The sequence below is a fragment of the Bradyrhizobium sp. LVM 105 genome, assembly GCF_003957705.1.
In the GTDB taxonomy this organism is placed as follows: Bacteria; Pseudomonadota; Alphaproteobacteria; order Rhizobiales; family Xanthobacteraceae; genus Bradyrhizobium; species Bradyrhizobium frederickii.
Window position 1 is genome coordinate 94,488 of the sequence record NZ_QZMV01000005.1, and the last position, 19,246, is coordinate 113,733.

Below are 19,246 nucleotides of genomic sequence, written 5' to 3' on the forward strand. Positions count from 1 at the left end.
GCGCCGAGTAGATGCCGTGGCCCGTGCCTTCCAGCGTCGGCAGCGCCATCCACCCGCAAAGCAGGTAGTCCGGCACGCGCGCGTGAATGACCCAGCGGTGGAAGGTCATAGCTCGAATGCCTCCTGCTTCGCGGGCTTGGGCGCCTGCACGAACATGTCGGGCTGGCGCAGCGCCTCGGTGATGCGGCGGCGCGACAGGTCAAACCACTTTTCGTCGCGCTCGATGCCGATGAACTGGCGCCCGGCCTTGACGGCAGCAACGCCGGTTGTCCCGGAGCCGCAGAAGGGGTCGCAAATCAGTTCTCCGAGCTGTGTGTAGTCCCGGACAATCTCGGCCATCAGGGAAAGGGGTTTTTCGGTTGGATGCTCTCCCTGCCGTCCTACGTTGACGCAGTGGGTGTAGATTCCGCGCTTTCCGCCAGCGTTCCAACTGCGATAGCCCTTGCCGCACCATGCCGTGACGGCGCACTCAAAACCGCGGGCTGCGCCTTGGCCGTTAAAACGAGGGCTGGCATCCGGCTTAATCCACGCAAGGGTGGTGTCCCACTTGCCGCCGGCAGCCTGGATCGGGTCGCGCCATGCGCGGACACCCTCGGCAAGGGTGAAGACGATGAGCCATCCGTTAGACGCCTTCACCAGCGCGGCGGCCACCTCGTCACGGCTGGCGTTGATGCCCTCAAAATTGAGGCCAAGCACGCTGACGCGGCCGTCGTTGCGGCGAATTTTGTCAGTTGCAGCATGCAGCTCGTCCTCATACGGCGGGTCCGAGATGATGTGCTTGATGCCGTCCAACGTCGGCAGGATTTCCCTGCAATCCCCGAGGTATAGGGTGACGCCTTCAGCTATGGTCTCAATTCGGCTCAAATTAGCTATCCCCGTTGTCGTAGCGTCACCGAGCAAGCGCCATCAGGCCATTGACGATCAGCGCCATCAGCAGACCGGCGCCGCTCGTCGCGATGAAAATCCAGATTGAGATCTGACTGACCGGACCCATGTTCAAACCTCACGATCGATACATGCGCAGCAGCGCGCGATAGGCCCAGCCTGAAACGAGAAGCAGGGCGGCGAGTCCTAGAATGATGGCGATGATGGTCATGCGAACACTTGATGCGTTTGCTCTTTCAGGACTTCCATTGCGGCCTCATGGTCTCCCGTAGCCGCATGCAGCGACATCGAAAGGACGAACGGGTTGATGTTCTGGTTCAGCCAGAACTCGAGCTCGTTCCCCTGGTGCTGCCGGCGGTGACAGCGGCCACACAACGGCAAACACCATCTATCGTGCGGCTTCTCGCCCATCCCGGTCGGCTTCTTGCCGTAGCGCAGGCTTCCAGTGCGGAGATGCGCGGCCTCGGTTGAGGTATCGTCGCCGCACATCACGCACGGCAAACTTCTAATGAAGGCCAGGTGAGCTTCGTCGTGGACGCGGGGTTGACGCTGTCTCATTCCGGCATCCGATCATGAAACACCACGCCATGGTTGGCGCCGAATGCACTGATGAGGTCGATCAAATCCGTCATCTCGGCCTTGGACAGATCGGAGGACGATCGGCCGAGGCTGACAAAGCCGTTGCCATCGAGGTTCGGCACCATGCGGACCTCGCGCTTCAAGGCGTCCAGGAAGATCAGCTTCCAGTCGTCAGCGGTCAGCCGCAGCCCGTGCCACTTCAACTGCGAAGAGATATCGGTCAGCATGGCCCACATGCGATCGTTCTGAGGAATCGAGCGCTTGGGAGCCTTGAACTCGATGCGAGTACCGGGCGGCAGCTTGGCAGCCCAGCGAGCCGCCTTCTGGCGCTCGGCCTCTTGTGTCAGAACGATAACTGCGCGTGTCATTGCTTCCCCCGAAGCGTTTAGTCGTCAGCGGAACTCCGGAGCGAACGGGATATCGTCGTCCATGTCGGCGTTGCGAGGACGCCCCGTTGAGACCGGATCTTGGCGAGCTGCCCGACCATTGCCGCCAACGAACTGTTCCTTCGGCGCAGCCTCCTTCGGCTTGAAGGCGAACGAGAAGAACTTGCCTTTTGCGCCGTCCTTGAGCCACGCCGAGATCCAGTACTCTCGGCCGTCAATCATGCCGTTGCCCGTGTAGTCCGGGTGGGTGTCCTTCTCCTTGCGGTCGTTCTTGAAGAGAACCCCGGAATTGTCGCGCTGTTCGTAAGCCATTAGCCTGTCATCCTTTCAATGTATTCGTCTGCCTCGCGCTTTTCGAGCGTGCGGAGATATTCGAGGTATCTGTCGCTGAGCACCTTGCGCCAACTGTCGGAGAGGCGTGACGCGCGCTCCTTCGCCATCAGCTTCCATCGCTTCAGTTCTTCGACGGTGCCGCTGTTGAGCATTTCGCGCTCAAGCTCGGAGAAGATCGGGCGCTGCGCGTCAACGGTGAGAACCTGGACTCCGGACGCCCTCGGAATGCCTTCATCATCTGCCGCAGGGGCGCGCTTGAAGTCCTCGGCCTCGTCCTCGGAATAGAGATCGCCGTGAGCAGACAGCAGCTTCAGGATCACGCGGTCTTTCGCCCTTTTCTCCGTCATCGCCGCGAAATACTGGTTCTTGTTGTTGGCCGGATTGGCTTCGCCGAACGTCCACTCTTCGCGGTCGCCCATCTTGCCGAACACGCAGACAACCATGGACTTCTCGGACAAGTCGCAGCCGATGACGGCCGGCCGCTCGAACGTGATCTTCTGCGCAACAGCAATACGCTCCAGCGCCTTGTGCTTGACGGCGTAAGCCTTGCCGCCCGGCACCGGCCAGACCTCATCCGACCGGACGCCGTACTTCTCCATGAAGTCGGAGATTTCCTTGGGGAGACGGTTAGCCATTGTTCTGCACCACGCGGAGGCCGGGTTTCGTGTTGCGCGCCATCAGGAACGCGCCGATCAGTTGTGCGCGGGTCATGATCTGGCCCATCAGCACGCGGTTGTGGTCGATCAGGTCAACCGTCTCGGGGTTGGCTGCCATCGCCATGAACTCGTCCATCTCGCGGAGGACGTAATCCATGCGCCTTTCGATCTGCTCTTCGGCAGAGAGGGGCGGTTCATCCATCGCCCTGCGAACAACTTCATCCAAGCGATCGAGATCTACGGTTTCCATCACAGCATCCACTTTGCGATTGCGAAGGCGCCCATGCCGGCGATCAGGCATGCGCAGAAAAGATCGATGCGGTTCTCGGGGATCATGGCAGGTACTCCGGCAAGTCCTTGATCAGCTCGTAATGCGCCTTCGCCTCTTCCATCGTTCGGAAGTCATCGATCTTCACCCATGATCCGCCAAGCAGTCCCGGCCTGCGCCAGAACAAGACGAACGGGTGATATGAGCTGCGGGCGAAATCGATCTTGAAGCGCATCACGCTTCCTCCAACTGCTCAAGGAGGTCAGCGATGGCTTCCTGCTCAGTGGCGCCGCGCCCGACCGGATGCGTGGAAAAGAAGCCGTCCTGATCGCAATCACAGTCGTAGTCATCCGTGACTGCGGACCAGTCCATGTTGCGAACCGGGATTGGCGGGTAATCGTGATTGGTGTGGATCTTCACGCCGTTGATGATGTGGGTGGTCATCACGCAGCCTCCACACGGAAGCAGTTGGCGAACGCCTCGCCCCTGAACGAAGCGACGGCGTCACGCTGCGAGCGGGTCAGCTCCTTGCTATCCTGCGCCCAGCGCTCGAAGATGATGCTGGTAATCTCGCTGGTAGCGTCGCGGGAGGTGCCGTTGCCGAGATCGAAGGCGATGACCTGATGAAGCTGCTCGATGTCCTCAGAGACATGAGCAATCACGTCGGCACGGCCCATGAGGGTGTCTTCGACGTAGGACACGTTGCCCCGGCGCGTTCCGCGGATGACAATGAACTGCTCGGTAACGGCCGGCTTGGCGAAGGTAACTTCGCGGAGGTTGGAAGGCGGAAGATGCTGGTTCATGGTGTGCGGCTCCCCGTGCTGATGGGGAGAACATACCTCACGTTTTGTGAGTATGCAAGCCTGTCCAGGATATTTTTTTCACGGAATGTGAATATCCGTACTACTACGGCGTGAGGCAACGGGGCGCGAAAGTTTAGTTTACAACTATCTGGGGTTATGAAACCTTAGCCGCCGTCCCGACATAAAAAGAACACCAACCCTTAACAGGTTCGCGTTCTGTTCTGATGCCGGACCTGATTTAGGGGGCTGGGAATGGAAATGCCGCTGCAATGGCACCGCCGCCAGGCGATCGTGCTGGCGAGTCAACTGCCCGAAAATTCGGCAGACGCTTTGATGGTAGTGCAGGCGCTAAAGGAGCTGGTGGACAGCTTTCTCGTGGCGAACGACGTCCCTCACACAGAGCCGCGTCGGCTAGGTACCAACGTTCTGCCGTTTACCGGGTAGGGCGTCAGGCCCTTCCTCGCGATCCAGCGCTTCCATTGCCTCTTCCAGGCGCTGGCGCATATCAACGGTAAGGAACCTCTCGTCCCCTCGCCGGATATAGTCGCTCCCGATGCCGGTCTTCGTCGCGATGAGATCGGCCGCACGCGATGATACCGGAATACCGTTGCGGAAGTTGCTCACGGCGGTAGGTCCGAGGCCCATACGATAGGCCCATTGGGTGGCGTTCTCGTTGGGCTTTGCGGTCGCCCGCATGATCGCCCTAAACCTCCTGGCGATCGGAGCGGCCTTGCCCCCGGTTTCTCTACGCTCGTACATGGAACCAATCCTATTCAAATTTGGGAAGATTCCTATTTCTAATTCTTGAGACTTGACGACCTCACGTTTCGTGAGGTAGAAGGGTTTCATGATCACGCGGCTCAATTCCATTGAAGAGGTTATCGAGGCCCTCGGAGGCAACCGGGAGGTTGCCGCGTTGACGGGCCGCAGAAGCCTGCACGCTGTCTCGATGTGGAAAAACCGCAATTCGTTCCCGAGCAGCACATTGCTGATCATGCGGGCAGCTTTGAAGGCGCGCGGCAAGTCAGCGCCCTCCAAATTGTGGGGCGTCCCGGAGGCCGAAAATGTCTAATGGGAATTGCTCATTCTGCGGCAAGGACAGCAGCCAAGTCTTTCGGCTCATCACGACTGATGGCGTGAAGATTTGCAACGAATGCGTAGGGCGCTGCGCAAACATTATCGCGGAAGAGTTGAAGAAGGTCGCCCGCGAAATCCAGTTCCCGGATCAAGACGATAACGGTGGGGATGCAGCATGACCATTCACTGGCATTTCGAAAAAAGTAGCCCGCGTGTTGTCGCGACGGGGGGATCCGACAAACACGCGGGCTCTCGCGGCACATACGCTTTACATGGTGCCGAGACCTTAACTATTACGCCGCGCGCTGCCTCCCGGCGCTTCCGGCAGACTGCCCGGAGCTTCGGCTCTGGGCCCTTTCTTCACGGCATGACTGACATCCGAGAATTTGCCACAGCCTGTTTCGTGTGGGGTTGTGTCGCGGCCGGCGGTCTTGCCCTTTTCGTCGCATGGTTCGTCGCAGCAACTCTGATCTATTGGGAGTAGTTCATGTTCAACATCTTCGAGATGGTGTTCTTGCCGTTTGAGATTTGGGCCAGTGTGGTTCGCGAGAACCAGCGCCCCGTTGTGACCACCGTCGCTGACATCGTTGTCATTACGGAGTCTCACCGTCTCCGCCGGCGCAACAAGATCCTGCGTCGGCAGCGTCTTGGTTATTAGATATTTCACGACGTTGGCCGTTACAGCGGCCAGCGTAATGAAACTGAGTTCTTCGTTATCGTTGGGTGAGTTCTTCATGGGTGTGGGCAATATACACCGTGAGGAGTTTTCAAGTGTCCAAGAAGTTTTTGCAGAGTAGCAAGAGGGGTTTGCCAGTGTCTGACGCCGCGTATCTGGATCAGGCCGCGATGTGGTCGAAAGACCTAACGCGCATGAGGGCGCGCGGGCCTGGCGACACCGAAAATGCCATGCGCCAGATCGAGCGCGAATACGGCATCGATTACGGCTTCCTCTGGTCGCTCCGATATCGCCGGGAGCGCCTGCGGATAATCAGTGTCTCGGTCTACGAGACCATCAGGGCGGCTTATCGCGCGGAATGCGAACGGCAACTGCGAAAGCTGGAAAATGACCTTAAAAAAACAGAGGAAATCGCCGGGGCTGACAGCAATGCTGTTTGCGCGGCTAAGGCTGTGGTTGGCCCGCATCTGGGCAAAGATCCGTAGACGCTGAATAGGCCCGCCAGCATCACAACATGCGGGCCATTGATGGAGCAGGGGATGTCACTGCAAGAAGAACTGCACCGCGCTCGCAAAGAGCGCCTCATTCGCATGTCTCAACCGAGGCAGAAGGTTGAGGTGAAGCCGGAGCCGATACCGGCCCCGGTTACTGAGTTCGACACAATCGAGGCCTGGATCAAGCGGCAGAGGGCCATTCCTCTGCCGGCTCATCGCGAGCCATCGTTCTCTCTTGTCGAGGAGTTTGACCAGAACTGCGCAACGATCGGCAAGGTCATCTTTGCGGTCGCTCAGCACTTCAATATTTCGACTCAGGATCTGAAAAGCTCCAGCCGCGTGGCGGCGCTGGCCTATGCGCGGCAGATCGGGTTCTATCTCTCGCGAGAGCTGACGAAGAAATCATTTCCGCACATTGGCGAGAGATTCGGCGGCCGCGACCACACCACGGTCCTGCACGGCTACCGCAAGATCGAACAGGCGATGAAGACGGACTGGACCGTCGCCTACGACATCGCGCACGCGGAGTTGCTGGTATGAAGCCCTCCCAACGCGAGCAGCAGGCTATGGATTATATCCGGCGTCATGTGAGTGAATTCGGTTACGCACCGTTTCAATGGCAGATCGCCGCGCACCTGAAGACGGACTCTCGAGGCTTCGTCTGCCGGATGCTCGACAACATGCAGCGCAAGGGACTTATCTCCCGCCGATATGGCTCACCTCGGTCGATCGAGGTGTTGCAGTGAGCAGTTTCATTCTCCCGATGCCGCCGTCTGTCAATGGCCTGTGGGCCAACAGTAGAAACGGTGGAAGGTTTCGGACCCAGCGATACGATAGCTGGATTTACGAGGCCGGCGCAGAGATCATGCGTCAACGCCCTAAGAAACACGTTGGCCCCGTAATCCTCCTGTATGAAGTTCAGGAGCCATCTGGCAAACGTAAGTTCGATCTCGGAAATCGTGAAAAGGCGTTGACCGACTTGCTCGTTAGCCATGGCATCATCCAGGCCGACGACAATACGGTCGTTCGTGAGATCAAGCTGAAGTGGGCGCCCGATGTCGAAGGCGTCCGAGTAACTGTTGCGTCAATCTTCAACCGCGTTCCTGACAACACGAAGGATAACGCGGAGGCCGCGTGACCGACAACTGGCAGAAGCTGGGGGACATTACCCAGCGCATCACTGATCGGCTCGCGCCGGTCGTTATCAACGTAGAGCTCGCCGGCCCCATCGCCGTCGCTCTCTACGCCGAGGCGATGAAATCCGGCATTAAGCCGGAGACGTTGGCGGCCGAAGCCGTGCGCTCCTACCTGGGAGACGCAGCATGAGCGTCGATTGGTTCAGGTCATGGCACGGCGCGCCCACCGATCCAAAATGGCTTCTCATTGCTCGTAACGCAATGAAACGCAATGAAACGCATGAAACACAGATCACGCCAGGCATGGTTTCCGCCGTGGTCTGGGCTCTCTTTGACTGTGCCAGTCAGGCAGAACAGAGGGGCAACGTTGAGGGTTTCGACATCGAAACGTACTCGATGTTTTCTGGCTTCTCGGAAGCCGCCGTCAGCGCAATCGTTGAGGAGCTTAAGCAGAAAAGCATAATTGTTTCAGGGTGTTTGTCGGCTTGGGAAAAAAGGCAGCCGAAGCGTGAGGACAACTCGACTGAGCGTGTTCGCGCTCATCGTAACGCAATGAAACGCAATGTAACGCAATGTAACGCTAGAGAAGATAAAGAGGAGAATAGAGAAGAAAAGAAAGATGCCGCGCCAAAAGGCGCGCAGGTTGTCGAATTGGTCAATCCTGAAAAAGCATTCTTCGATCAGGCGGCGCAGATCCTTGGTGGCAGCGGGCGGTCTCTGGCCGGTCAGCTTCTCAAGGCGAAGGATCGTAACGTCGCCCTGGCTCATTCAGCCCTGCTGACTGCATCAACCAAATCGGATCCTCGGGAATACATCGGCGCAATCATCCGAGGGCGCGGGGGAGGGGTCGAAGACCTGCGAGCGAGGGGCGAGGCATGGTGATTGATCAGCTCGAGAAGCTCGGGATCCGGGCGCGCAACAAACCAGGGGAGCAGAGGGTGATTTGCCCTCGCTGTAGTCCGACAAGGCAAAAGAAGCGCGATCGCTGCTTAGGGGTGAATATTGATGGGGATGCGGGAAAATATCACTGTTGGCACTGCGGTTGGTCCGGAGCCGTCTTCGCGGATCAGCGCGGCCGCAGGCCAGTGGCTGCAAAAGACCCGTGGGATCAGCTCGGATACTCTAGCGCTGCTGCCCGTCGCATCCGGTACGGCATTCTTTCCTGACCTTTCCCGGAAGTCGGAGGCGGTTTTCTTCCGCTTCAAGGACGGCTGGAAGGCGCGTTCGTATCCAGACAAGGGCTTCGTGGCCGGCGGCGGGTTCAAGCTCTCATTTTGGAATCTTGAACAGGTTCTGAAGGCGGCGCCGAACGAGGTGTTCATCGTTGAGGGTGAGCTGGACGCCTGTGCATTGGTCGAGGCAGGGATCCCGCCCGATCGCGTGCTGTCCGTCCCCAACGGGGCGAAGCAAAAGGCGGCGGACAACCCGCAGGACATGCGGGGCTATGACTACGTGAAGGAAGCGCTCGCGGCCGGTCTGTCCAAGGTCAAGAAGTTCGTTTGGTGTGGCGATGCTGACGGTAGCGGCCATGCCCTGCGGGCCGACATGGTTCGGATCCTCGGAGCTGCCAGGTTCTGGTTCGTGGACTGGCCGGAGGGCATCAAGGACGCCAACGAATACCTCATCAAGGACGGCGCGGACGCTCTGAGCGAGCTTGTTACGGATGGGGCGCTGCAATGGCCCGTGGCTGGCCTGTATCGCCTTGACGAGCTTCCTGAGCCGCCGCCGCTGACGCTCTGGGATCCGGGATTCCCGGAGTGGGAAAACAAGATCAAGCTGGCGCCGCGAACGTTGAGCGTGGTGACGGGCCATCCCGGCCACGGCAAGACGGCCATGTGGTCGCAAATCTGGTTCCAGGTGGTGAAGCAGTACGGCGTTCCGGCTTGCGTGGCGTCATTCGAGACGCGCCCCAAGCCCCATCTTCGCCGGCAACTCCGCACGCTGCTGGTTGGCAAGCTCGAAAAGGATTTGACGCAGGAGGACAAGACCAGGGCCGATGCGTGGATCCGCGATCGGTATCTGTTTCTTGTCCACCCCGAGCAGCGTCCGACGCTCGAATGGTTCCTGGACATGGCCGAGATCGCCGTCGTTCGCCACGGCGCCAGGATCATCCAGGCAGATCCTTGGAATCGGCTTGAGGCGTCACGGGGGCGGGACGAGAGCGAGACGGAATACATAGGGCGCTGCCTGCGCACCCTTCACGCTTTCGCCCACGACATGAACTGCCACGTCCAGATTCTGGCGCATCCCGCCAAGATGGACAGCGCACGGCGGGGGCAAGCGCCTGGGCTTGAGGACATCAGCGGATCCAAGAATTGGGAAAACATGGTGGACCAGGGTTTCGTGGTTCATCGGCCGGAGGTGTTCGACGGCACGAACCGGAAGACCGAAGCGCACCTGTATCACCGGAAGTCGCGTTTCGAAGAGTTGGGGTATCCGTGCAAGCTGGCGATGGATTTCAAGTTGAGTGAGGGGCGTTACGTCTCAACCGACTATCAGATGGGGTACTAGGGGCATGAACAAGCACGTCAGGCGGAAGCGGACGCCGTACGATCCGTCCAAGGTGGTCGATCGCAGAGCACAAGAGCTCGGACGCGGCGCAGAGGTCTATTTCGTTGAGATCGAAGACCCGTATGAGGCCGGCGCCAAGATCCTGGCAGCCCGGTCTCGCCGGGACGATCCTCTGGCTGACATGCATGCCCGGAAGCAGATCGATGAGGCGCAATTCCGAGGCGGGCTTGCCTTCCAGAAGGATTTCGAGGCGGCAGAGCGCGGCCCTCGAGCGATAGATCCCGGCAAGGAGTTCGTTGACGGCGGGATGATGCCAGAGCCCATCACCGAGGCGCAGCAGAAGGCAGCCTTGCAGCTTGCCATTGTCTACAGGGAGTTGGGGGCGGACGGATCAGCCCTCATGCATGACGTTCTAATCCACGGCCAGAGCTACAAGCAGATCGCGGCATCGCGTGGCTTCTCGGGACAGCGCTGGGAGCGGTATTTTGGAACGACTGTGTTTCTTCATCTGCACACGCTGGCGTTCGTCTACGGCTTCGCGAAGGAGCGAACTGGGCGGAAGCGTCTTGAGGTCTGTGGATAACTTGCGGATCGGTACAAAATAGTTGACCGTACGCTCAGAACATGCAAATTGCCATTGTCGCAAGAGTTTTAAGCCAGATCAGGCCGAACCTCTTTGCACTTAAGACCCAGATTGATCTGGGCGGCGGGGGTCATGACCCGTGCTAACTATCCGCCGGGTTGATCTCCGGCATACACCCGCCCCGCCTAGGTGGTCATGCGGCCTTAACGGGCTCCCCCACATGCGCATATGGGCGGGTTTTCATTTTGCCGCCTTAGCTCGAAGTTTCAGGCAGAGCGGGGACCTTGTAAGTCTCAGGTTGCTGGTTCGATTCCGGCAGGCGGCTCCAAGTTCGCGCGGCCTCAAGCAACCCGATGCGCTGCATCCCCCTGCCACGGCCGACTACGTGCCGAGAGCGCCGACATGCTGAGCGCCGCGCGAAACCCATAGGTGCCAAGTGAACTTCGGAATCAGCCCAGCCTTCGAAGAGATTGACTGGATGGTGAGGAACCTTGAGCACGCAGCGTTGATCGTGGCTGGCCTTCAGGCGCTGGCCTGTGCCGCATGTGAGTGGAGAGCATGACCGACAACGTTCGCTACATCCGCGACTACAAGCGGCGTGAGGAGCGCGAGGCGGCCGATGTGAGGCTTGCCAAGCAGGCTCACGATAGCTCGGCTTACACTGCTGGCCTGCGCGGGTTGAATTACGCCGACACCGCGCCGTGCGAAATGCCGCCGGTTCAGCCGAGCTATCAGGCGCCGGAGCAAGATCCAGCATGATCAGTTGTTCGCATTGGGGAATGTTCCGGGCAATCCCGGATGATGAATTGCGCCACCTAGTCTGGTGGTTAGGCGAGGGGCGCGGCCGATGACAGAAGCCGTTTTCCAATTCAAGGCGATCAAGCAGAAGCTCGACCGTCAAGACCAGAAAGCCGAGTTCGAGGCGAAGGAAGAGGCGCAGCGAGCGAGCTATGCGGGGCTCTATGGCGTGATGGTGCCGCTGGTGAGGTCTGACTACTCCGGCCTATTCGAGAAGATCCACGAACTCTACGGCGATATCAAGATCTAGGAGATCACCATGGCAAAGAAGCCCCCGAAGAAACCGATGAAGCCCGGCAAGCCCAAGCCTGGTTGCTGATCTAACCCCAAATTCAGTAAATGGCTAAAACTCCTACCGATATCCGATCTTTGGCGCGAGGCCACACAGAGGGCGCACTGGCTACCCTTGCCAGCATCATGCACTCGGAAGAGGCCGCACCAGCAGCCCGCGTAGCTGCGGCAAATGCCCTTCTGGATCGGGGGTGGGGTAAGCCTGCTCAGCCCGTTGATGGGGACGGTGAGGGCGGCCCGGTCAGCATTCTGCACAAGATCGAGCGCGTGATTGTCCAGCCTTCAAATTCAGACGGCTAGGGTATTCGAGCCGCTACTTCATCCCTCCAGGTACAAGGGGGCGCATGGAGGCCGCGGCTCTGGAAAGTCGCACTTCTTCGGCGAGCTCGCTGTTGAGGACGCACTAAGAGCGCCTGGCGACTTTGGCGAGGGCCTGCGGATGGTCTGCATCCGAGAGGTGCAGAAAGATCTAACGCAGTCCTCAAAACTTCTGATCGAGGACAAGATCAGGCGGCTGGGTCTGACCGAGGCGGATGGCTTCAGGCCATGGAATGACCGGATTGAGCTACCCAAGGACGGGGTGGTGATCTTCAAGGGCATGAAGGACTACTCAGCGGACTCGGTGAAGTCGCTGGAGGGCTTTCATCGGGCCTGGATGGAGGAGGCGCAGTCGATCTCGGCGCGGTCTCTATCGCTGCTTCGCCCGACCATTCGCTCTCCAGGATCTGAGATCTGGGCGAGCTGGAACCCGACCCGCAAGAGCGACGCGGTGGATGATTTCTTCCGCGGCCCACAGGGGCTGCCGAAGGGCGCTGTGGTCGTGCAGGCCAACTGGCGGGATAACCCGTTCTGGACGGCCGAGCTCGAGGCTGAACGTCAGATTGAGTTGGAGCGCTATCCCGAGCGCTATGACCACACTTACGAGGGCGGATATGCGGCGGCCTTTGAGGGCGCTTACTTCGCCAGGCTTCTTGCGGACGCCAAGCGTCAGGGGCGGATAGGGGTCGTTACAGCCGATCCTCTGCTGCCGCTCCGTGCGTTTATCGATATCGGCGGCTCAGGAGCCAATGCCGACGCTTTCACCATCTGGATTGTCCAGTGGGTGGCGCAGGAAATTCGCGTTCTCGACTATTACGAGGCGGTCGGGCAGGTGCTCGCGTCTCACGTGGCATGGCTGCGGTCGAATGGCTACGAAAACGCCATCCTGTACCTACCGCACGATGGCGTGAACGAGAACAACGTCACCGGCAAGCGCTACGAAGAGCATCTTCGGGATGCGGGCTTCAAGGTCGAGCCGCCAGTCAAGAATCAGGGCAAGGGCGCTGCGGCAATGCGGATTGAGGCCGTTCGCCGGCTCGCTCCCAAGCTCTGGTTCAATGAAAAAACCACGGAGTCGGGGCGCCAGGCGCTGGGCTTCTATCACGAGAAGAAAGACGAAAATCGCAATGTTGGTCTCGGTCCTGATCATGATTGGTCGTCGCATGCTGCGGACTCGTTCGGCCTGATGGCTATTTGCTACGAGGAGCCGGGCAGGGCTGCGAACTTCAACCGCGTCATCAACTACCCGAGGGCGGGCGTTGCCTAAGATTGACACGCCTGCGCTCACGGCCATGTTGGCGGCCGAGCGAACCAACGCGCTTGCGGCTATCGAGGCGTCAAAGCTCTCGTCTGACCGCTCGGACGCGATGGATTATTACCTCGGCGATATGTCCAAGGACATGCCGGCGGCTGATGGCCGGTCGCGCGCGGTCTCAACCGATGTCGCCGACACGATCGAAGGGCTGATGCCGCAGCTTATGGACATCTTCGCGGGGTCTGACGAGGTTGTCAGGTTCGAGCCGGTTGGTCCTGAGGACGAAGAGGCGGCCCAGCAGGAAACCGACTATGTGAACCATGTGTTCATGCAGCAGAATCCGGGCTTCATGACGCTTTACGCCTTCGTCAAGGACGCGCTGCTGTCCAAGGTCGGCGTGGTCAAGGTCTGGTGGGAGGAGCGTGAGGTCGAGGAGCGCGAGACGTATCTTGACCTGACCGAAGAACAGTTTGCGCGGGTTGTCGCCGAGGTTGAAGCCTCTGGCGGGGCCCTGGAGATCGTTGAGCACAGCTCAAGGCCGATGGGAGCGCAGGCGTAATGGACGCTCTTGCGCCACAAGCCATGCCTGCGGCTTTGCCCATGGTGCTGCACGACATCACCGTCGTCAACACCAAGAAGCAGGCCCAGGTCAAGGTGATGGGCGTTCCTCCCGAGGAGTTCGGGATTGAGCGCGGCGCCAGGACGATCAAGGACTGCAACTATTGCTTCCACGAATCGTCCCGTCCCGTGGGTGACCTGATCGGGCTTGGCTATGACGCCGAGCAGGTCAAAGGAATCGCCTCGAGCTCGCCGGCTCCAACTACCGAAGATCTGTCTCGCGATAGCGTGGACGAGGAGCGCCCCGAGGCCGATAGCCTCAACGAAATGGCCCGCCTGGTCCGCGTGACCGAGCATTACATCCGCATGGACTACGAGGGCAACGGCAAGCCCTGCATCTATCGGGTGACGACCGCGGGCGAGGGCGGGATGATCCTCAAGCGCGAGGGCAAGGAAGACATCGAGCGGGTTGACGAATACCCGTTTGCTGCTGCCAGTCCGGTCCCGCAGTCGCATCGGTTCTTTGGCCGGTCTGTCGCAGATCTTGTGATGGATATTCAGCGCATCAAGACCGCCCTGATCCGCGGCTTGCTGGACAACGTTTACCAGCACAACAACGCTCGTACTGAGATCGCCGAGAGTCACGCAGGCCCGAACACGCTGGATGACCTCCTTGTGAGCCGTCCGGGCGGCATTGTTCGGACCAAGACTCCGGGCGGTCTCAACCCGCTTCAGGTGCAGGACATTACCGGCAGCGTCTATCCGGCGCTCCAGTATATGGACGCGACGCGGGAGATGCGGACGGGCGTCAGCAACCAGTCGCAGGGCATCGACGCCAACGCCTTGCAGAACCAGAGCGCGACCGCGGTTGCGCAGGTGTTCTCGGCCTCGCAGATGCGCACTAAGCTGATTGCGCGCATCCTGGCTGAGGGCGTGCGAGACATGTTCGCGCTGCTACATGCGACGATCCGTAAGCACGGTCAACAGGCCGAAACGGTTCGGCTGCGCAATACCTGGGTCGAGGTCAACCCGCGCAACTGGAAAACGCGCAACGACATGACCATCAACGTCGGGCTCGGCTCCGGCGGCAAGGCTCAGCAGTTCGCGCAAGCCATGGCAATTGCCAACTTCCAGAAGGAATTGCTGATGGGAGGCAAGACCAATCTGGTTGACGACAAGGGCCTGTATAATACCGGCGCTGAGCTGCTGAAGATCATGGGGCATAAGAACCCCGACAAGTTCCTGAACGACCCGAGCGCAAAGGACCCGCAGACCGGCCAGCCCCTTCATCCTCCCGTTCCGCCGCCGCCTGATCCTGCGTTGATCAAGGTCCAGGCCGACGCCCAGATGAAGGACAAAGAGCTTCAGATGCGCGGCCAGGAGATCGTGGCGAATGCCGAGATCGCCAAGCAGGCCGACGAGCGCAAGGCTCAGATCGAGAGCGTTCAGGCGCAGGCCGATATTGCGACGCAGAATCGCAAGACCGAGGCCGAAATGGCCCTGGCCCAGCAGAAGTTCGAGCTAGAGCGGGAATTGAAGCTGCTGGACTTCCAGCTCAAGAAGCAGATGCATGACGAAGAGATGCAGATGCGTCGTGAGCAGCATCAGCAGGCTATGGCGGCGGGCGCATTCAAGGTTGTTGCCGGCGCCGAGGCCCACGGCCAGAAGATGGAGCAGATGCGTAGCAAGCCGGAGAGCGGAGAGTGAGCGACGAAGTTAAGCTCGCCAAGGCCGTTGACCGCGCCTCTCGCGCAGAACGTCTTCTGGGTGACGATCTGCTCAAGGAAGCATTCGAAACGCTCGAAAAAAGCTACATTGACGCCTGGCGGGCTACCACGATCCACGCCACGGCCGATCGGGAAAAGCTGTTCGTTGCCATCAACGTCGTCGGCAAGGTCCGCGATCATCTGAATTCAGTTGTTCAAAACGGTAAGCTCGCTAAGGCAGAGCTTGCAACACTGTCCGAGCCCAAAAAGCGGTTCGGCATCGTCTAACCAAGGATATGCATGTCTGATCAAGCAATCGCTCCGGTGAGCGAGGGCGCATCTGCGCCTGATCTAAACGCCCGCGACCTGAGCGCCCTTTTTACTCAGGCTCGTGAGGAGCCGCAGGAACAAGAACAAGCTGCCGAGAGCGCGGATGACGCGACCGCAGCACCGAAATTGGCTGATGAAGCCAACGCCGATCCGGCAACGGACCCCGGCGAGACGAAGGAAGCCGAAGCGGCTGAGCCGCCCATCGAGCGACCGAAGTCTTGGTCTAAGGACGAAGACGCCGAGTGGCAATCCCTTCCCCGCGCCATGCAACAGAAGATCGTTGCGCGCGAATTGGAGCGCGACAAAGGCACTCTCCGAAGCCAGCAGGAAGCCGCTGAAACGCGAAAGGCCGCACAGGCCCAAGCCGAAGCAGCGGAGAAGGCAAGGCAAGAGTATGAGGCCAAACTTCCGGCCTTGATGCAGGCCCTGCACGAAACCAGCCCGTTCGCCGACATCCAGAACATGGCCGACGTGGAAAAGCTTCAGGCGGAGGACCCGTTCCGCTTCCAGCAGTTCCAAGTCTACCAGTGGAAGATGCAGGGCGTCCAGGCCGAGCTTCAGCAGGCAGAGCAGCGGAAGGCGACCGAGACGCAGACCAAATGGGCGCAGAGCGTCCAGGAGGAAAACGCCAAGGCTGCCGAGTTCATCCCTGAGCTTGCAGACAAGGAGAAGGGCCCCGCGCTGGTCAAGCGTGTGGCTGAAGAACTGCTTCCCGAACTTGGTTTCAAGTCAGACGAGCTCGCAGACCTGGCGGCCGGAAAATCGAAGCTCTCGATTTACGACCATCGCATTCAGCGTCTGCTCGCCGATGGGCTGAAGCTCCGGGATATCCAGAAGGCCAAGATTGCTGTTGTCGCCAAGCCGGCTCCCCCCGTCCTGCGCCCCGGCGCCGCGAAGCCTCCGGGCTCTGCACAGTCGGAAACCATCCAAAACCTCTCAGCAAAACTCGAACGCTCAGGCAGTCCAAAGGACCTTGGCGCCCTCATCGGGGCCATGCGCCGGGCATAAGGATCAAGACACATGGCACTTCCGACCAACACGTTTAGCGCTTACGACGCTATCGGCAACCGCGAGGATTTGATCGACAAGATCTACAAGACCTCGCCGACTGACACCCCCCTGATCTCGGCCATCGAGCGCGTCAAGGCCACTGCCGTCTATCACGAATGGCAGACCCAGGCCCTGGCCGCCGCCGACACCGCGAACGCCGTCCTCGAAGGCGACGACGCTGTGACGGACGCCGCGACCCCGACCGTTCGTCTCGGCAATTATTGCCAGATCTCGGACAAGGTGCCGCGCGTCTCGGGCACGCAGGAAGCCGTTGAGCACGCCGGCCGTGGCAGCGAAATGGACTACCAGATCGCGCTCAAGACCCAGGAGCTGAAGATCGACCTCGAGGCGATCCTGTTCGGCACCAACCAGGCCCGCAACGCTGGCGCCGCGGCGACTGCGCGCAAGGTGGCCTCGGTCCTCTCCTGGATCAAGACCAACACCAGCAAGTCCGGTTCTGACCCGGCGGCGGCTGACGGCACGGGCACCCGCACTGACGGCACCCAGCGCGCCTTCACCGAGTCTCAGCTCAAGACCGTTCTTCAGTCGATCTGGACCAACGGCGGCAAGCCCGGAACGATCGCTCTGGGCGGCTTTAACAAGCAGTCGTTCTCGACCTTCACGGGCCGCGCGACTCCGATGGAAGAGGCTTCTTCCAAGAAGATCGTCGCTTCTGTCGACTTCTACGATTCCGACTTCGGCAAGCAGAAGGTCATGGCCTGCCGCAACATGCGTGCTCGTGACTGTCTGGTTCTCCAGATGGACATGTGGGCGATGGCGACCGTCCGCAACATGAAGATGAAGGACTTGGCCGTCACCGGCGACAGCAAGCGCGTTCAGATCCTGACCGAGTACTCGCTTGAGGCCCGCAACGAGAAGTCCTCGGGCGGTATCTTCGACCTGACCACCTCGTAAGACAAGGAGCATCAGCACATGAGCACGATCTATACCTTCCAGGCTGAATGCCCCGCGCTTGCGGAGGCTCCGGCTGCAACTGACGTCCTGCTGGTTTACGACACCAGCGCCGGCCGCACCAAGACGATCACCGCAGACTATCTGGGCGGCGCCGTCTCGGCTCCGGTCGCGACCACGGCAACGTCTCTGACGGTTACTGCGGCGGCCCACGCCAACCGTACGGTTGTGGTCAACTCGGCGGCGCCAATCGCGGTGACGCTGCCGCAGGCGACCGGCACTGGCAACAAGTACCGCTTCTGGATCGGTGTTGCTGCAACGGCCACCGGCCACACCATCAAGGTCGCGAACGCGACTGACGTGATGGCGGGCTATGCCTTCTGTGTTACTACGACCTCGGACAACGCGGAGGGCTTCAAGACCTCGGCCACTTCGGACACGATCACGCTCAACGGCACCACGCTTGGCGGCGTTGTGGGTGACATCGTGGAGATCGAGGACGTCAAGACCGGGATTTTCTCGGTCAAGCTGTTCACGGCTCCGACCGGCACCGAAGCAACCCCGTTCAGCGCGACGGTCAGCTAAACATGAAAATGGACATGGCGGGCGTCAGCGTTATGCTCGCCATGCCCACGCATCGGGATATCCCGGCCGGCACTGTTGCCTCGCTTCTGGCTACGCAAGACCTTCTCACGGCGCAGCGTATCCCGTTCGAGGTGCAGTTGCAGGTCGGGAATTCTCTCGTCACCCACGCCAGATCAAAGATCGCCCATACCTTCCTGAAGTCGGACAAGTCGCTCCTGTTCTGGGTCGATTCCGACATTGAGTGGGAGGCCAAGGACTTTCTGCGGCTTTGCGCGCTTGCGACAAAGATGGACGTGGTTGGCGGGGCTTATCCTGCAAAGCGTGACCCGATTGTCTTCTTTCTCGATCCCTCAATAGGCGGAGAGATTGAAAGCAATGAATACGGCTGCCTGAAAATCGGCGGCTGGGGCATTGGCTTTACCGTCATGAACCGCCGCGTCATCGAGGCGATGGCGGCTAAATCGCCAAAGCTCAAGTTCAACGGCTCTGACGAGCCGATCGCTCACATGTTCCGCTGCGATGAGATCGACGGTTTCGCTCGCGGCGAGGACATGGCGTTTTTTGCCGATGTGAAAGACCTCGGGTTTGAGACGTTCTTAGACCCGAACGTAACCCTGGGCCATATCGGCTCGAAAACCTACACGGCCTCGATATCGGATATGCTGAGGCCTATTGGAGATGATTCAAATGGCACTTCCGGCTAACCGACCCCTGAATGAGGTTTCCATTCATGCGACCATGCCCGACCTTTCCACGTCGGACACGGTTTACATCCCGAGCCCCTGGCGTGGTCGTATCGTCCGTTACTACTCGGCTATCGATAACGCAATTACGACTGCGGATGGCTCGGTCTCTCTGACCATCAACGGAACAGCGGTCACCGGCAGCACCATCACCGTAACGCAATCCGGTTCTGCCGCTGGTGACGTGGACAGCGCCATTCCGACCGGCGCGAACTACGTCAACGAGGGCGATTATATCGGCATCGTCACGACCGGCGCCTGCGACACGACTTGCATTACGCATTTTGAAATTGTGATCGACAGGGATTAAGCC

The 19,246-nt window shown here is 59.8% G+C and carries 32 protein-coding genes and 1 tRNA gene; 22 read left to right on the plus strand and 11 right to left on the minus strand.

Annotated elements, in window-relative coordinates; all coding sequences use genetic code 11:
* Positions 1-105 precede the first annotated feature (105 nt).
* From D6B98_RS15735 to D6B98_RS15775, 10 genes are all read right to left on the minus strand, one after another.
* Positions 106-864 carry a DNA-methyltransferase gene (locus D6B98_RS15735; RefSeq protein WP_164718642.1) on the minus strand — a complete coding sequence of 253 codons (759 nt, stop codon included), beginning with the start codon at positions 862-864 and terminating at the stop codon, positions 106-108.
* Between the two features lie 228 nt (positions 865-1,092).
* Positions 1,093-1,443: a DUF968 domain-containing protein gene (locus tag D6B98_RS15740; protein ID WP_126257899.1), complete on the minus strand. Its 351-nt coding sequence runs from the start codon at positions 1,441-1,443 to the stop codon at positions 1,093-1,095.
* Entirely contained in the window at positions 1,440-1,832 is a 393-nt protein-coding gene (locus D6B98_RS15745) for a recombination protein NinB (RefSeq protein ID WP_126257900.1), read from the minus strand. Before D6B98_RS15745 ends, D6B98_RS15740 begins: the two co-directional genes overlap by 4 nt.
* Positions 1,833-1,856: 24 nt before the next feature.
* Entirely contained in the window at positions 1,857-2,162 is a 306-nt protein-coding gene (locus tag D6B98_RS15750; RefSeq protein ID WP_126257901.1) for a hypothetical protein, read from the minus strand.
* Complete coding sequence (locus D6B98_RS40855; protein WP_245481393.1) at positions 2,162-2,818, minus strand: hypothetical protein; 657 nt, start codon at positions 2,816-2,818, stop codon at positions 2,162-2,164. Before D6B98_RS40855 ends, D6B98_RS15750 begins: the two co-directional genes overlap by 1 nt.
* On the minus strand, positions 2,811-3,089 hold the full coding sequence (locus tag D6B98_RS15760) for a hypothetical protein (protein ID WP_126257902.1): 279 nt from the start codon (positions 3,087-3,089) through the stop codon (positions 2,811-2,813). The genes D6B98_RS40855 and D6B98_RS15760 overlap by 8 nt, the downstream gene beginning before the upstream one ends.
* 82 nt (positions 3,090-3,171) lie before the next feature.
* Entirely contained in the window at positions 3,172-3,342 is a 171-nt protein-coding gene (locus D6B98_RS39900; RefSeq protein ID WP_164718643.1) for a hypothetical protein, read from the minus strand.
* Complete coding sequence (locus D6B98_RS15765; protein WP_126257903.1) at positions 3,342-3,551, minus strand: hypothetical protein; 210 nt, start codon at positions 3,549-3,551, stop codon at positions 3,342-3,344. The genes D6B98_RS39900 and D6B98_RS15765 overlap by 1 nt, the downstream gene beginning before the upstream one ends.
* A complete protein-coding gene (locus tag D6B98_RS15770; protein WP_126257904.1) occupies positions 3,551-3,910 on the minus strand; it encodes a hypothetical protein in 360 nt (119 codons plus the stop codon). The genes D6B98_RS15765 and D6B98_RS15770 overlap by 1 nt, the downstream gene beginning before the upstream one ends.
* A gap of 411 nt (positions 3,911-4,321) precedes the next feature.
* Positions 4,322-4,765: a hypothetical protein gene (locus D6B98_RS15775; protein ID WP_126257905.1), complete on the minus strand. Its 444-nt coding sequence runs from the start codon at positions 4,763-4,765 to the stop codon at positions 4,322-4,324.
* On the opposite strand from D6B98_RS15775, the gene D6B98_RS15780 reads away from it, so the two are divergent.
* Together D6B98_RS15780 and D6B98_RS41945 are read left to right on the plus strand one after the other, a co-directional pair.
* The gene (locus D6B98_RS15780) at positions 4,758-4,982 is read left to right on the plus strand and encodes a hypothetical protein (RefSeq protein ID WP_126257906.1); all 225 of its coding nucleotides are present in this window, start codon (positions 4,758-4,760) and stop codon (positions 4,980-4,982) included. The genes D6B98_RS15775 and D6B98_RS15780 overlap by 8 nt on opposite strands.
* A complete protein-coding gene (locus D6B98_RS41945; RefSeq protein ID WP_126257907.1) occupies positions 4,975-5,166 on the plus strand; it encodes a ClpX C4-type zinc finger protein in 192 nt (63 codons plus the stop codon). The genes D6B98_RS15780 and D6B98_RS41945 overlap by 8 nt, the downstream gene beginning before the upstream one ends.
* Positions 5,167-5,273: 107 nt before the next feature.
* On the opposite strand, the gene D6B98_RS15790 is transcribed toward D6B98_RS41945, so the two are convergent.
* Positions 5,274-5,723, minus strand: coding sequence for a hypothetical protein (locus D6B98_RS15790; protein ID WP_126257908.1), 450 nt, complete (start codon positions 5,721-5,723; stop codon positions 5,274-5,276).
* Between the two features lie 35 nt (positions 5,724-5,758).
* Here D6B98_RS15790 and D6B98_RS15795 point away from each other — a divergent pair, with 35 nt between their 5' ends.
* The 20 genes from D6B98_RS15795 (at position 5,759) to D6B98_RS15895 (ending at position 19,243) form a co-directional block, all read left to right on the plus strand.
* The gene (locus tag D6B98_RS15795; RefSeq protein ID WP_245481394.1) at positions 5,759-6,148 is read left to right on the plus strand and encodes a hypothetical protein; all 390 of its coding nucleotides are present in this window, start codon (positions 5,759-5,761) and stop codon (positions 6,146-6,148) included.
* Between the two features lie 54 nt (positions 6,149-6,202).
* Positions 6,203-6,697 (plus strand): helix-turn-helix domain-containing protein, encoded by a 495-nt coding sequence (locus D6B98_RS15800; protein WP_164718645.1) that lies wholly within the window; start codon positions 6,203-6,205, stop codon positions 6,695-6,697.
* Positions 6,694-6,903, plus strand: coding sequence for a LexA family protein (locus tag D6B98_RS15805; protein WP_126257910.1), 210 nt, complete (start codon positions 6,694-6,696; stop codon positions 6,901-6,903). Before D6B98_RS15800 ends, D6B98_RS15805 begins: the two co-directional genes overlap by 4 nt.
* Positions 6,900-7,295 (plus strand): RusA family crossover junction endodeoxyribonuclease, encoded by a 396-nt coding sequence (locus D6B98_RS15810; protein ID WP_164718646.1) that lies wholly within the window; start codon positions 6,900-6,902, stop codon positions 7,293-7,295. Before D6B98_RS15805 ends, D6B98_RS15810 begins: the two co-directional genes overlap by 4 nt.
* Positions 7,292-7,483, plus strand: coding sequence for a hypothetical protein (locus D6B98_RS15815; protein WP_126257912.1), 192 nt, complete (start codon positions 7,292-7,294; stop codon positions 7,481-7,483). The genes D6B98_RS15810 and D6B98_RS15815 overlap by 4 nt, the downstream gene beginning before the upstream one ends.
* Positions 7,480-8,175 (plus strand): hypothetical protein, encoded by a 696-nt coding sequence (locus D6B98_RS15820; protein WP_126257913.1) that lies wholly within the window; start codon positions 7,480-7,482, stop codon positions 8,173-8,175. Before D6B98_RS15815 ends, D6B98_RS15820 begins: the two co-directional genes overlap by 4 nt.
* A gap of 123 nt (positions 8,176-8,298) precedes the next feature.
* Positions 8,299-9,804, plus strand: a complete 1,506-nt coding sequence (locus D6B98_RS15825) for a DnaB-like helicase C-terminal domain-containing protein (protein WP_126257914.1) — start codon at positions 8,299-8,301, stop codon at positions 9,802-9,804.
* A gap of 4 nt (positions 9,805-9,808) precedes the next feature.
* Complete coding sequence (locus tag D6B98_RS15830; RefSeq protein WP_126257915.1) at positions 9,809-10,387, plus strand: hypothetical protein; 579 nt, start codon at positions 9,809-9,811, stop codon at positions 10,385-10,387.
* Positions 10,388-10,634: 247 nt separating this feature from the next.
* Positions 10,635-10,715: transfer RNA gene (locus D6B98_RS15835), tRNA-Thr, on the plus strand.
* 230 nt (positions 10,716-10,945) lie between these two features.
* The gene (locus D6B98_RS15840; protein WP_126257916.1) at positions 10,946-11,146 is read left to right on the plus strand and encodes a hypothetical protein; all 201 of its coding nucleotides are present in this window, start codon (positions 10,946-10,948) and stop codon (positions 11,144-11,146) included.
* 88 nt (positions 11,147-11,234) lie between these two features.
* Positions 11,235-11,435: a hypothetical protein gene (locus D6B98_RS15845; protein WP_126257917.1), complete on the plus strand. Its 201-nt coding sequence runs from the start codon at positions 11,235-11,237 to the stop codon at positions 11,433-11,435.
* Positions 11,436-11,747: 312 nt separating this feature from the next.
* Positions 11,748-13,061: a PBSX family phage terminase large subunit gene (locus D6B98_RS15855; protein WP_126257919.1), complete on the plus strand. Its 1,314-nt coding sequence runs from the start codon at positions 11,748-11,750 to the stop codon at positions 13,059-13,061.
* The gene (locus tag D6B98_RS15860) at positions 13,054-13,608 is read left to right on the plus strand and encodes a portal protein (protein WP_245481395.1); all 555 of its coding nucleotides are present in this window, start codon (positions 13,054-13,056) and stop codon (positions 13,606-13,608) included. Before D6B98_RS15855 ends, D6B98_RS15860 begins: the two co-directional genes overlap by 8 nt.
* Positions 13,608-15,314 (plus strand): portal protein, encoded by a 1,707-nt coding sequence (locus tag D6B98_RS15865; RefSeq protein ID WP_126257920.1) that lies wholly within the window; start codon positions 13,608-13,610, stop codon positions 15,312-15,314. The genes D6B98_RS15860 and D6B98_RS15865 overlap by 1 nt, the downstream gene beginning before the upstream one ends.
* Positions 15,311-15,601 carry a hypothetical protein gene (locus tag D6B98_RS15870; protein ID WP_126257921.1) on the plus strand — a complete coding sequence of 97 codons (291 nt, stop codon included), beginning with the start codon at positions 15,311-15,313 and terminating at the stop codon, positions 15,599-15,601. Before D6B98_RS15865 ends, D6B98_RS15870 begins: the two co-directional genes overlap by 4 nt.
* Before the next feature lie 12 nt (positions 15,602-15,613).
* Positions 15,614-16,651 (plus strand): hypothetical protein, encoded by a 1,038-nt coding sequence (locus D6B98_RS15875; protein ID WP_126257922.1) that lies wholly within the window; start codon positions 15,614-15,616, stop codon positions 16,649-16,651.
* A gap of 12 nt (positions 16,652-16,663) precedes the next feature.
* Positions 16,664-17,608, plus strand: a complete 945-nt coding sequence (locus tag D6B98_RS15880; RefSeq protein ID WP_126257923.1) for a DUF5309 domain-containing protein — start codon at positions 16,664-16,666, stop codon at positions 17,606-17,608.
* A gap of 18 nt (positions 17,609-17,626) precedes the next feature.
* Positions 17,627-18,190 (plus strand): hypothetical protein, encoded by a 564-nt coding sequence (locus D6B98_RS15885; RefSeq protein ID WP_126257924.1) that lies wholly within the window; start codon positions 17,627-17,629, stop codon positions 18,188-18,190.
* 14 nt (positions 18,191-18,204) lie between these two features.
* A complete protein-coding gene (locus tag D6B98_RS15890; RefSeq protein WP_126257925.1) occupies positions 18,205-18,894 on the plus strand; it encodes a hypothetical protein in 690 nt (229 codons plus the stop codon).
* On the plus strand, positions 18,878-19,243 hold the full coding sequence (locus D6B98_RS15895) for a hypothetical protein (protein ID WP_126257926.1): 366 nt from the start codon (positions 18,878-18,880) through the stop codon (positions 19,241-19,243). The genes D6B98_RS15890 and D6B98_RS15895 overlap by 17 nt, the downstream gene beginning before the upstream one ends.
* The last annotated feature ends 3 nt before the right edge of the window (positions 19,244-19,246 follow it).